The organism is Ancylobacter polymorphus (assembly GCF_030813495.1).
Lineage (GTDB): Bacteria > Pseudomonadota > Alphaproteobacteria > Rhizobiales > Xanthobacteraceae > Ancylobacter > Ancylobacter polymorphus.
On the sequence record NZ_JAUSUI010000010.1, the window covers coordinates 98,961 to 110,270 of the forward strand.

Below are 11,310 nucleotides of genomic sequence, written 5' to 3' on the forward strand. Positions count from 1 at the left end.
AGCGGAGACCATCAAATGAAGACAGCGGACGACATAAGGCGGGAGCAGCGCGAGCTGTGGAACGGGAGCAGCGGGAAGGGCTGGGTCGCGGCGCAGGATCTGCTCGACATGATGTTCCGGCCATTCGAGGACGTGCTGACGGAAGCGGTCGACTCGAGCCCTGCGAAGGCCGTCCTCGACGTCGGCTGCGGGGCAGGCGCGACGACGCTCGCGATGTCGCGCCTTGTCGGCTCTTCCGGGAGATGCACGGGCGTCGATATTTCCGAGCCTTTGATCGCTGTGGCGCGGGCACGCGCCGCGCGTGAATCCCTTCCGGCCGAGTTCGTCGTCGCCGACGCCGAGACCTGTGCATTCGACGCCGCTGCCTACGACGCCATCGTCTCACGTTTCGGGGTGATGTTCTTCGCCGATCCCGTCGCGGCCTTTTCCAACCTGCGGCGTGCGGCGCGTACAGGCGCCGCCCTGCGCATTGTGGCCTGGCGCGGAGCGGACGAGAATCCGTTCATGACGGCCGCTGAGCGCGCCGCGGCTGGCCTTCTTCCGGAAATGCCGATGCGCAGCGCGGGAGGTCCCGGGCAGTTCGCCTTCGGAGATCGCGAACGGGTGCAGCATATCCTGAGGGAGAGCGACTGGGTCGACATCGACCTCAGCCCGCTCGACCTGGTCTGCACCTTTCCCGAGGTCGACCTGATCCGGTACTTCACCACGCTTGGCCCGCTGCCGCGCCTGATCGGCGACTTGGACCAGGCGAGCAGAGCCCGCGTCATGGAGGCGGTCAGGCCGGCGTTCGATCCCTATGTGCTGGGCAGCGAGGTGCAGTTCACGGCGGCCTGCTGGTTGGTCACCGCGAGAGCTCCGCGCTGAACGGACAATTGAGGCTTGACCCGGACCTTGGGGCCAGCCCCACAAGGTCTGTGTCCGTGGAACGAAGCCTATGACTGCGTGCACGCCTTTTCGAACTGCTGCCGAAACAGCCTGCCTTCTCGGTGTCACCGTGAAGGCGCTCCGCGTCTTTGAGCGGCATGGGCTGGTGCAGGCACAGAGAACGGCTGCGGGTTGGAGGGTTTACGGCCCGAATGAGTTGCTGCGGCTGCACCAAGTCATTTGGCTGAAACGTCTCGGCCTCACGCTCGCTCAGATCGCTGCCGTCTTGCATGACCGAAGCGTCGACCTCGACAGGCTTTTGGCTTTGCAGGAGGAAGTCCTGCTCGATCGAAAGCGCTCGATCGATCAAGCGCTGCGCCTGGTCAGAACGGCCCGGGCCAAGCTGATGCTCGGTGAAAGCCTCTCCTCGGACGAGTTGATCGCTCTGACAAAGGAGACAGCGATGACAAGAGAAACCCCGGATTGGGCCGAAAGGATTTCGCCATCGATCGACCGCCATTTGACCGAAGCCGAAAGGGAAGAGCTCAAGGCACGCTATGATGGCGAAGCATGGGAACGCCTCATTGCGGACACGAAATCTCTGCTGGGAACGGACCCGGCGGCACCTGCCGCACTCGTACTCGCCGGCAGATGGAAAGCACTGACCGCGGGCCTCACAGGCGGAAATCAGGCCGTGAAGGAGAAACTCGAACACATACAGCGCGATGCTTGGGCGGACCCGCAAGCAGGGCAAACATTCCCGGTCACCCCTGATGTCCTCGCGTTCGTCAGAGCTGCCGTCGCAAAGCTCGACGCGCAAAATCACTGATCGATAGCAGGAGGACTCGATCCAGGGAGGCTGGCACGCGCCCGCCTCTTTGGAGCGTCCTGTTGAACTGAACAGGGCGGCATCTATCCCCCCGGCGCGTGTGAGAAAGCGGAAGAGCTCGAGCGGACCCTGGCCGTCCGGCGCGCATCGTGACGATCTCGACGCGCTTGTCGGCCGCCCAGGCCGGCGACACGTCCGGCGTTCTCCTTCGACCACGGCTCCATTGTGCGTTTCTTGACGCTGGTGAGGCGCGAGTGAGCGAGTCGCATAATCTGAATTATGGAATGTTATCAATGAGTTATGTCTAGTTCATTGCGCAATCGCTGGGTCGGCGGAACGTTAATCCTTGCGCCGACAACCACCGCTCGATGCGATCGGCGCTCGCTGGTCCGATCCCGCGTTCGCAGAGAATCTCGTCACGCGAGTACGACGTGGCAATGAGCGTGAGATTGCGTCCTCGCTCGCGCGGTGTTCTCCCGCCGACCCGGGCATGACGTCCGGAAAGCAGTGCGGTGACGATCGCCTGGGGAAGCCGCTTTGTACCGTTGGCATTTCTATCCATTTCTTGCAGTCGGCTCACTACTGACAATTGCACGCATGATCTTCTCACCTAAACCGCAGTGAAGCAGAGGTCGCTCAAACTAGTTTTGAGTCATTCGCTTCTGCGCGATTCACCGCTTCGCTCTAGCGATTGCGGCATCTCCTCTTTATAAGGGCCGCCAGGGCAGTACGCGCTGCCTCGGGGTGTGGAAACCCCTACTCAGCGGTCGGTGCCAACCGGGAAGGCACCAAGGATCCTCTGGCCTTACGGCCGGGGGCCTGTGACGCATGTCCAGGTGCCTCGGTGCTAAAGGTCGCAGGACCGTCTGAGTACGGTTTCCAACCCCCGGCTTGGGATCAGGGATTGACGTTTGCGGGGGCGCACCGCGGACGACCTTTGAAGAAGAAGACGGATGGGAAACGACACGAACTGCGCTGTGCCGCCGGAGCACAAGGTAACGCTGAGGCCGGTCGTCGGCCTGACCGAGCATCTCTCCAAGCGGGATCTCGAACAGATCACGATTCAGGCGATCAAAAGGCATCGGAGCCTTCGCGATGCCGCCGAGTCGAAATATGAGGAATGGCGCAAGGCGCCGCCTTCCTCCGGTTGCGACACCGTCGGTCCCGCCCGCATCGCTTATGTCAGCGCGATGATCGACATGCACGCCCAGCAAACGCTCCTCTCGACGCTTCTCGATGTGCTTGGCCACGTCCCGCTCGTCCCGGCGGACTGACGAGACGGCCTGTTCAGATCAGCTTGAGCTTAGTGGCGAGCGCCGTCGCCTGTGCCAGGCTTCCGGCATCGAGCGCCTTGCGGGCATTGTTCAGGTGAAAATTCACCGTGGCGAACGACATGCCCTCGATGGAGGCGATATCCTTCATCGTCTTCCCTTCGGCAGACCATTTCAGGCACAGAGCCTGCTTGGCCTTCAGGTCGATTTCCACGCTGGCGGTCGGCTCGGCATCATGTTGCTCCATCTTCGCATGGAGTTGGGCGACGGCCGTGACCGCCGCAATCTGATCGATATCGGTCTCAAGGCACAGTGACGGCTTGTGCGACGCCAGCGTCAGCATCGACATATGTCCAAACGCCGTGCGGATCGGGATTGAGATCCCGGACCTGATGCCGAAATCGCCGGCTTCCGAATAGAAGCGTCGCAATGGCTTGGACAGCGAGCGCGGCGCGCCAGCCGCCCATGTGAACGCCTTCATCTGCTCCTTTGCCATGGAGACGACCGGGTCAATGCTCGCGAAATTCTGCGTCAGATATCGGCCTTGCCACTCGGGATGGTAGTTGGAAACTGCGAAGACGCGCACGGGCTGGACGTTCAGATAGGCATAGCAGTCGAAGCCAAGGTCCTGCACCAGCTCCGCCAGCGCCTCCTTGAGCATCTGCTCGGTACGCGCCAGGGATGAGACATCGGTCAGCCGTTGGAACCAGGTTCTCATCTTATTCCTCCCTATCGCGGTCGCTCCGCCGCATGCCTTCAACGAGGCGTGTTCACCACGCTTCAGGGACGGAAGCTCAAAAGACCTGTTGGAAGCGCCGCTCAGGGCGCGCGATCGGACGCGCAGCGTCCGATTATTGCGGCATGCGGGCTGCGACTCACCAGCGTGTCAACCATCCGGTCGATGAAACCTAGCAGTTCGGCCTCCTGCCGTAGCGCGCGGCGGTTGGGTGAACCGACGAGGAAAAGGGTGCGCTTGATGGCAGGAGCCTCAATCGTGTGCGCCTGGACGGCGCCGCTCTCAATGTCTTCCCCGAAGGCGCCATAGGGCACGATGCTGGTCGCCAGCCCCCGTGCCACCAGGGTCTTGATCGTATCAAGTGACTGCACGTCGAAGCTGATATTGACCGGCAGAGGAAAGGTGGCGGCCGCCCGGTGCACCGCCCGCCAAATGTGATCCCGGTCGCTTGCCAGCGCTAGGCTGGAGGCTATGGCGTCCTTGAATTGCACTGGGCCGGAGGGGAACGAGCTGTCATTGGCAGTAATGAACAGGAGCCTCTCCTCGGCGAGTGGCAGCCGCAACGAGCCAGTACCCTCTGCCAGATCATAGAGCAGAGCCAGATCAACCTCATCGCGCATTAAGATATCGCGCAGCACGAAACTCATCTGCTCGACGAGGCTGATGGATAGATCTGGTAGTTCCGCTTTGAAATTGACCATAGAATCCGCGCCAACGAGGCGCATAATACTCGGCGTCAGGCCGAGCACGACATGCTCGCGCCCTGGTCCGGCTAACGCCGCAAGCTCGTTCTTGGTCTCGTCGACGAGCCGCAAGATGCCGATCCCCCGCCGATAGAGCAGTTCGCCGGCCTTGGTCACGGTGATGCCGCGGGAATGGCGGACGAGCAGCTCCACGCCAAGCGTCATCTCGAGGTTGCGCAGCTGCAATCCGAGCGCGGTCTGGGAGATATTCAACAGCTCGGCCGCCTTGGTGATGTTGCCTGCCTCGACCGAACGGATGAAGTTATGGAGCTGTTTGAGATTGATGGCTCGTGCCTTCCGTCAAAGCGTGATGGCGGCTCCCCGGCGGGCGCGGCGCACCAGATAATCGAAATTGATGATGTATTGGTCTGACCGGTCAAGATTGCGCTGGAGGCTCGCCACGTCCTTTTCTGCAAAAGTTGGTGAGGCTCCGCCCCAACTTTGCGCGAGGAGCTGATCCTCGCAGGCCCGCTCCAACATCATTAGACGGATCACCGCTTCCTCGATCGAGGCACCAGTCACCGCCACCCCGTGTGCGCGCATGAACACCGCCTTGCTCGCCCCGAGCGCCCGGGCCAGCGCTGCCCCGGTTTCCTGGCTGCGGATCAAATCGACCGTCTCGCTATAGGTCGACAGTCCGCCCGCGAACAGAGCGCAAGGCTGGGAGACAATCGGCCACGGCCGGTCCGTCGCGCAAAAGGCGATGGCGTATTTCGGATGGGCATGGATCACCGCATTCACATCCGGCCGTACCCGCAGGATCTCCGAATGGATGAACACCTCACTGTGCCGCCGGCCGCCACCGCCGACCTTTTCGCCCTCGATGTTGCAGGTAACGATGCTATCGAGGGTAAACTCCTCGAACCCGACGCTGTGCGGTTTCATTAAGAATAGCGTCGGGTCGTCAGGCGTACGCACCGAGATGTGGCCTCGGGTGAAATCCCCCTGCCCGGCCGCATCGAGCACCAGCCCGGCATCAATCAGCTTCTGCTTCAGATCATCGCTTGTCATGGTCTCTCCAGGAAACGACGCCCACGCGGCGCACGTTCGAACCGCTCACAGCGCCAGCACGAGGCGCGGGGATTTCGAGCCCGAGCAGCAGACCATGATGGCGTCGTTCTGCGCCTTCTCTCGCTCGCTGAGCACCATGTCGCGATGGTCGGGCTCGCCTTCCAGCACGGTTACCCGACAGGCCCCGCAAATCCCCTGCTCGCACGAGAAATCGACGTCGAGACCCTGTTCGCGCAGCACTTCGAGAATCGACTTGCCCTCGGGCACCACGAACTCCTTGCCGCTCGCCTGCAGCGCGACCACGAAGCCGCCCTGCGGCGCTTCCATCGGCGCGGCGGCGAAGCGCTCCAGATGTACTCGCTCGGCCGGCAGCGCGGCGGTGGCCGCCTCGAAGCCGGTCAGCATCGGCGCTGGGCCGCAGCAATAAAAGTGCGCGCCGTCCGGCGCCGCGGCGACGATCCCGGCAATGTCGAGGAAGCGGCCGGCGGATTCGCTGTCGATGTGCAGATGTGCGCCGAGCGCCTCGAGCTCGCGTGCGAAGGCGACGTCGCGCCGGTCGCGGCACGCATAGTGGATCTCGAACGATTGCCCCAGCGCGATCAACCGCTGTGCCATGCACCAGATCGGCGTGATTCCGATGCCGCCGGCGATCAACACGCTGTGCGGCGCGCCCTCCTCAAGGGGGAAATTATTGCGCGGTCGGCCGACCTTTAGCATCGTGCCGACGCGCAGCGTGTCGTGCATGGCGACCGAACCGCCGCGCCCGGCGGCGTCCCGCTTGACCCCGATCACATAGGAGGCCGGCGCCTCGCCGCTCGCCACCAGCGAATAGGGGCGGACCATACCGTTGGGCAGATGGATGTCGACATGCGACCCCGGCGCAACCGCCGGCAGCGGGCGGCCGTCGAGGCGCTCGAATTCATAGAGATTGGTGTCGTGGGCGGCGAGACGGATCGCCACGAGGCGCATGTCAATGGTCGAGCCCTCGCCTGAGCCCTCGGCGTGCTGCATATCGTTCTCCCTAGGCCGCGTCCTGCCCGGCGGGGCGGCGCGGTCGTCTTGTTCCTCGTTAAAATCAGCTATCGCCGGAACGGCGCAGGTCGATGTCCTCTAGGCGCGGCAGGCGGGGCGTGAGGCTGCCAGCCACCTCGATGAGCAGCTTGCGCGCGGCGGCGATTTCCTCGGCGCCGAACCGGTTGATCAGGCCGGAGACGGTCAGCGCGCCGATTACCTCGCTGAATTGGTTCGCAACCGGCACCGCCACCGCCGAGAGGTCTGGGTCGCGGCCGCCGCGCGAGACGATCGATCCGGTCTCGCGCAGCTCGCGCGCGGCCTCGTCCTCGCCCGGATTACCGAAATGGGTGAGCACCAGACCGGCCGCACCCAGTCCCAGCGGATGGCGCATGCCCTCCTCGAGGTGATGGCGTGCGCTAAGCGGTGAATTTTCGCGATAGAGGCAGATGCGCTCGTCACCATCGCGCACATAGAAGGAGGCGGTCTCGTGCGTCGCGGCGGTGAGGCGGCGCAGTATCGGGCGCACGGTGGCTTCCAGCGTCAGCTTGGAGCGGCTGAGCTCGCCAAGCCGGCGCAGCTCGGGACCGAGCATGTAGCGGCCGTCATTCGGCGTCCGGCGCAGGAAGCCGGTGTGCAGCAGCGAGCCGACGAGCCGCAGAATTGTGCTCTTATAAAGGCCCGAGCGCTGGGCGAGTGCCGCCAATGTCAGCGCCTCGCCGGGTTCCTCGAAGCACTGCAGCAATACGATGGCGCGCTCGACAGCCTCGACACGTTCACGGCTGTCATCGGAGCTCAGGATCATCTGGTTCATGCCTCCATTTTCGTTCAATCGCATCGTTCTGTCTAGCCGAATGTGTTCTTCTTGACAGAACGTTTGGAAGTTCCCTAAGTTAAAACACGCCGTTTGGTGACGACCGATTGAGCGGAGCAGCGCCGCAATTGCGCCGCCGACAGCCCCGTCAGCGGCGGGGTGCAAGCAACACAATCGAATATCAATGGGAGAAAGCGATGCTGAGCCAGGAACAGAACGATCGCCTGACGCGGGTGGGCCCCGGCACGCCCTGCGGCGAGCTGATGAGGCGCTACTGGATTCCGATCCGGCCCTATGCCCAGCTTTTGGAGAACCCCGTCCAAAAGGTGCGCATCCTCGGCGAGGACCTCGTCCTCTATAAAGACAACAGCGGCAATCTCGGCCTGATCGGCGACCGCTGTCTGCATCGCAATGTCGACCTGCAATACGGCATCCCGGATGATTGCGGCCTGCGCTGCCCCTATCACGGCTGGCTGTTCAACGAGACCGGCAAATGCGTCGAGCGCCCAATGGAAGGCGCGCCGCAAGCCGAGATCAAGCAGAAGCTCAAAGGCTATCCGGTGCGTGAGCTGGGCGGCCTTGTCTTCGCTTATATGGGCCCGCTGCCGGCTCCCGACCTGCCGCGCTGGGACCTTTTCGTGTGGCCGAACGCCATGCGCCAGATCGGCATCACCGAGCTCGACTGCAACTGGCTGCAATGCCAGGAGAATACCGGAGACCCGGCCCACAGCGCTTGGGCGCATGGCTACCTGTTCGAATATGCGATCAGCCGGCAGAAGGGTTTCGACCACCACAGCGCCGACCAGCTCCATACGCTGCACCAGCGCAAGAAGGTCGGCGTTGGCATCAAGGAACTTTATGCGGAGCAAAGCGAATACGGCTTTCGCAAGGGCATCCGCTATTCCAAGGCGCTGGGAGCCGACGAGGACAAGGATCAGGAGCACTCTGCGGTCGTCTTTCCCTTCTACACCCAGACCGGGCGTAGCGGCGCGCCGCGCTCGGAATACCAGATCCGCGTGCCGATCGACGACACCCACACCTACCACATCTGCTATCAGTGCTACGCCGCTCCGGAAGGCGTCGAGGTGCCGAAGCAGGACGTCGTGCCCTATTACGTGCCGCCCCAGTACGACGCGGAGGGCAACGCCATCCTCGACTATGTGCTGGCGCAGGACGCCATCGTCTGGGTCGCCCAAGGGCCGATCGCCGATCGCACCACCGAACTGCTCGGCCGCACAGACATCCCGATCGTGGTGCTGCGCCGCCAGCTCGACGAGCAGATCACCCGCGTCGAGCAGGGGCTGGCGCCGATGAACACCTTCGAGAAGAGCCCGGACATGCTGCACCCGACCGCCGGCAAGCCGGATTCCTTCCACAAGCACGCCTTCCGCAAATTCTACCACAAGGGCTTCGCCAATGACGACGCGGATCGCTACGGCCCGCTCATCGAAGAGGTGAAGGACCTGCACCGGCGCATCGAGGAGTTCCAGCTCAAGGCCCAAGCCGGCACCGGCGAGGCGCGCGCCCCGGAACACGCCTGAGCCCGCCGACCCTGTTCCGCGCGTTGCGGACGCCCTGTCGCATCCAGGCGGCGGGGCGTCCGTCCTTGTGGTGATGATTGCAAAGGATAGCCGTTATGCCGATCGCGCAAAAGGATATCGAGGCCATCTTGGAGGCCCTTTTCGATCAGGTGCCGACGATGGCAGTGCAGCAAATAACGATGACACCGGCATCCAAAGGCCCGAACATGATCGCTCGCGTCGACGTGGCCGATAATCGCTACGTGTTGTGGGAGATCGAGCCCGACGGGCGGGTGCGGTCGGCGCGCGTGATCGACCTGACGGCTTGATCATGCGATATCGCAATGTCGGCAAAACTGGCCTCGCCGTCTCCGAGATCGGCTTCGGTTGTGGCGGCAATGCCGGGCTCATGGTGCGCGGCACCGAGGCCGAGCAGCGTCGCGTCATCGAGCACGCGCTTGCCCGCGGCGTGACCTATTTCGACACCGCGCCGGACTATGGAGACGGGCTGGCCGAGATCAATCTCGGCCGCGCACTCACGGCGCTCGGTGCCCGCCCGGTAGTCACCACCAAGGTGGAGGTCCGCGCGGAGAATCTCGACGACATCGCTGGCCATGTCGAACGTTCCACCGAGGCCAGCCTGCAGCGGCTCGGGCTCGACGCGGTCGACGTGCTGCAAATTCATAACGGCCCGGTTCCTCAACCGACGGCGCTGACGGGTTGCGCCTATTCCACGCTGGGTCTGGAGGACTTCTTGCGTCCGGGCGGGGCGCTCGAAGGCGTCGAGCGGGTGCTGCGCGCCGGCAAGGCCCGCTATGCCGGCTTCATCTGCCGCGGCAACGATGCGGCGCAGGCGCTCGAACTGGTGCAGACGGATCTTTTCCGCCTGTTGAACGTGCCCTACACCCTGCTCAACCCGACCGCCGGCCATGCTTGGCCCGACGGGCCGGTGGCGCTGCCGGACTATGGCGATATCATCACCCGAGCGCAGGCGCTGGGCGCCGGCGTCGCGGCGTTCAGCCCGCTCGCCGGCGGGTTATTGACACCGGCTGTGCTGGAGGGACAGGGCGTCCACCCGCTGGCGCGCTCGCGCGATGTGGTGTCCTATGAGGCAAGCGGGCTGGCCCGCAAGGCCCGCGCCTTCGCCGCCCTCGCCGCCGACAACGGCATCAGCCTCGTCGAGCTCGCCTACCGCTTCATCCTCGGGCATGACGGCATAGCGACCATCATCGGTGGCATCTCCTCGGTCGAGCAGCTCGACGACAGCGTCGGGGCCGTCGCCCGCGGGCCCCTGCCGCCGCCGCTCACCGCAGCAGTGGAACGGATCTGGTGCGGATGGCTCGAGGATGGCGACGTCGGCCAGGCGAACCGGTAATGCACCGGGCCATCGGCACCTCGTTCTGGGTGTTCTTCGCCCTCGCCGCCGCCTCGGGAACCGCGTGCTGGATCGTTCTTGGTCCCGATGCTTTCTGGCGGAGCCTTGGCGAGGACGTCGCCCTAGTCATCGAACTCGCCCCGAAGCTCGCCGGCGCTGCGCAGGTCGCCGCGTTCGTCCCCATCCTGCTGTCCGGCGAAATGGTTTCCCGCATGCTCGGCGATCATGCCGGTCTCCGCGCCATTGCCATCGCCGCTGGCATCGGCGCTGTGACACCGGGCGGTCCGATCACCTCGTTTCCGCTGGTCGCGGCGCTGCGGGCAGCCGGATCCGGCGAGTTGGCCCTTATCGCCTTTGTCACCTCCTGGTCGACGCTCGGCATGCAGCGCATCCTGATGTGGGAACTGCCGCTGATGGGCGAGCACTTCACGCTTCTCAGAATACTGGTGTCGATCCCGCTGCCGTTCGTCGCGGTCGGGATGGCGATGATGATCGTGCGCCATGGATCGGGGCGGGCCTGACTATGGACATGGGTACCATTTTGCTGTGGGCGATCGCGATTGCCCTTATCGTGCAGGCGAAGCGGAAGGCGTGCCACGCTATCTGGCCGGTGTTCCGGCAGGGATTGACGAGCTTCATAGCAATCCTGCCGCGCTTCGTGATGGCCGTTGTGACGGCGGGCTTCCTGGGCAAGCTGCTGCCCGGCGACCTCATTGTCTCTCTGATCGGCGGCGAGAGTGGGCTCGGCGGCGTCTTCCTTGCCTCGCTCCTTGGTGGCTTCGTCCCGGGTGGACCGCTCATCTCGTTCCCGATAGTCGTCCTGCTCCGGGACATGGGCGCGGGGTTGCCGCAACTCATCGCCTTCCTCACCGCCTGGTCGGTTCTCGCTTTGCACCGGGTGCTGATGTACGAGTCGGCCCTGATGGGCTGGCGCTTCAGCGTCACCCGGCTGGCCTCGTCGCTGATACTCGCCCCCATTGCTGGCGTCGCAGCCCTACTGATCGTCTGATACTTCCCGCGAGTGACGCGCCTTTTGCTTGGCTCCACCGATGGGGAGATCCACCGATGGGGAGATCGGAGGACCGGTGGTTGAACCGCTCAGCGCACTTCCAATTTGTCGTGACGCACTTACCCTC

The 11,310-nt window shown here is 63.9% G+C and carries 13 protein-coding genes; 8 read left to right on the plus strand and 5 right to left on the minus strand.

Features of this window, described 5'->3' with window-relative positions:
• Positions 1–15 precede the first annotated feature (15 nt).
• From J2S75_RS19865 to J2S75_RS19875, 3 genes are all read left to right on the plus strand, one after another.
• Positions 16–864 carry a class I SAM-dependent methyltransferase gene (locus tag J2S75_RS19865; protein ID WP_307022516.1) on the plus strand — a complete coding sequence of 283 codons (849 nt, stop codon included), beginning with the start codon at positions 16–18 and terminating at the stop codon, positions 862–864.
• Positions 865–934: 70 nt separating this feature from the next.
• Entirely contained in the window at positions 935–1,693 is a 759-nt protein-coding gene (locus J2S75_RS19870; protein WP_307022517.1) for a MerR family transcriptional regulator, read from the plus strand.
• Between the two features lie 953 nt (positions 1,694–2,646).
• Positions 2,647–2,967: a transcriptional repressor TraM gene (locus tag J2S75_RS19875; protein ID WP_503128814.1), complete on the plus strand. Its 321-nt coding sequence runs from the start codon at positions 2,647–2,649 to the stop codon at positions 2,965–2,967.
• A gap of 13 nt (positions 2,968–2,980) precedes the next feature.
• On the opposite strand, the gene traR is transcribed toward J2S75_RS19875, so the two are convergent.
• From traR to J2S75_RS19900, 5 genes are all read right to left on the minus strand, one after another.
• Complete coding sequence (traR, locus tag J2S75_RS19880) at positions 2,981–3,682, minus strand: autoinducer-binding transcriptional regulator TraR (protein WP_307022521.1); 702 nt, start codon at positions 3,680–3,682, stop codon at positions 2,981–2,983.
• Positions 3,683–3,783: 101 nt separating this feature from the next.
• The gene (locus J2S75_RS19885; RefSeq protein ID WP_307022676.1) at positions 3,784–4,728 is read right to left on the minus strand and encodes a LysR family transcriptional regulator; all 945 of its coding nucleotides are present in this window, start codon (positions 4,726–4,728) and stop codon (positions 3,784–3,786) included.
• 15 nt (positions 4,729–4,743) lie between these two features.
• The gene (locus J2S75_RS19890) at positions 4,744–5,454 is read right to left on the minus strand and encodes a class II aldolase/adducin family protein (protein WP_307022523.1); all 711 of its coding nucleotides are present in this window, start codon (positions 5,452–5,454) and stop codon (positions 4,744–4,746) included.
• A gap of 45 nt (positions 5,455–5,499) precedes the next feature.
• Positions 5,500–6,465, minus strand: coding sequence for a PDR/VanB family oxidoreductase (locus tag J2S75_RS19895; protein ID WP_307022525.1), 966 nt, complete (start codon positions 6,463–6,465; stop codon positions 5,500–5,502).
• Between the two features lie 64 nt (positions 6,466–6,529).
• The gene (locus J2S75_RS19900; protein WP_307022527.1) at positions 6,530–7,279 is read right to left on the minus strand and encodes an IclR family transcriptional regulator; all 750 of its coding nucleotides are present in this window, start codon (positions 7,277–7,279) and stop codon (positions 6,530–6,532) included.
• 197 nt (positions 7,280–7,476) lie between these two features.
• Here J2S75_RS19900 and J2S75_RS19905 point away from each other — a divergent pair, with 197 nt between their 5' ends.
• The 5 genes from J2S75_RS19905 to J2S75_RS19925 all read left to right on the plus strand — a co-directional run bounded on the left by J2S75_RS19905 (position 7,477) and on the right by J2S75_RS19925 (position 11,183).
• Entirely contained in the window at positions 7,477–8,820 is a 1,344-nt protein-coding gene (locus tag J2S75_RS19905) for a Rieske 2Fe-2S domain-containing protein (protein ID WP_307022529.1), read from the plus strand.
• A gap of 95 nt (positions 8,821–8,915) precedes the next feature.
• Positions 8,916–9,128, plus strand: coding sequence for a hypothetical protein (locus J2S75_RS19910; protein ID WP_307022530.1), 213 nt, complete (start codon positions 8,916–8,918; stop codon positions 9,126–9,128).
• 2 nt (positions 9,129–9,130) lie between these two features.
• On the plus strand, positions 9,131–10,174 hold the full coding sequence (locus J2S75_RS19915; protein WP_307022532.1) for an aldo/keto reductase: 1,044 nt from the start codon (positions 9,131–9,133) through the stop codon (positions 10,172–10,174).
• Entirely contained in the window at positions 10,174–10,695 is a 522-nt protein-coding gene (locus tag J2S75_RS19920; RefSeq protein WP_307022534.1) for a hypothetical protein, read from the plus strand. Before J2S75_RS19915 ends, J2S75_RS19920 begins: the two co-directional genes overlap by 1 nt.
• Before the next feature lie 8 nt (positions 10,696–10,703).
• A complete protein-coding gene (locus J2S75_RS19925) occupies positions 10,704–11,183 on the plus strand; it encodes a hypothetical protein (RefSeq protein WP_307022536.1) in 480 nt (159 codons plus the stop codon).
• The last annotated feature ends 127 nt before the right edge of the window (positions 11,184–11,310 follow it).

Excerpts from the sequence above, each read along its gene's own strand:
- J2S75_RS19865 (WP_307022516.1), top strand. The coding sequence starts at position 16 with ATGAAGACAGCGGACGACATAAGGCGGGAGCAGCGCGAGCTGTGGAAC.
- J2S75_RS19870 (WP_307022517.1), top strand. The coding sequence starts at position 935 with ATGACTGCGTGCACGCCTTTTCGAACTGCTGCCGAAACAGCCTGCCTT.
- J2S75_RS19875 (WP_503128814.1), top strand. The coding sequence starts at position 2,647 with ATGGGAAACGACACGAACTGCGCTGTGCCGCCGGAGCACAAGGTAACG.
- traR (WP_307022521.1), bottom strand. The coding sequence starts at position 3,682 with ATGAGAACCTGGTTCCAACGGCTGACCGATGTCTCATCCCTGGCGCGT.
- J2S75_RS19890 (WP_307022523.1), bottom strand. The coding sequence starts at position 5,454 with ATGACAAGCGATGATCTGAAGCAGAAGCTGATTGATGCCGGGCTGGTG.
- J2S75_RS19895 (WP_307022525.1), bottom strand. The coding sequence starts at position 6,465 with ATGCAGCACGCCGAGGGCTCAGGCGAGGGCTCGACCATTGACATGCGC.
- J2S75_RS19900 (WP_307022527.1), bottom strand. The coding sequence starts at position 7,279 with ATGAACCAGATGATCCTGAGCTCCGATGACAGCCGTGAACGTGTCGAG.
- J2S75_RS19905 (WP_307022529.1), top strand. The coding sequence starts at position 7,477 with ATGCTGAGCCAGGAACAGAACGATCGCCTGACGCGGGTGGGCCCCGGC.
- J2S75_RS19910 (WP_307022530.1), top strand. The coding sequence starts at position 8,916 with ATGCCGATCGCGCAAAAGGATATCGAGGCCATCTTGGAGGCCCTTTTC.
- J2S75_RS19915 (WP_307022532.1), top strand. The coding sequence starts at position 9,131 with ATGCGATATCGCAATGTCGGCAAAACTGGCCTCGCCGTCTCCGAGATC.
- J2S75_RS19920 (WP_307022534.1), top strand. The coding sequence starts at position 10,174 with ATGCACCGGGCCATCGGCACCTCGTTCTGGGTGTTCTTCGCCCTCGCC.
- J2S75_RS19925 (WP_307022536.1), top strand. The coding sequence starts at position 10,704 with ATGGGTACCATTTTGCTGTGGGCGATCGCGATTGCCCTTATCGTGCAG.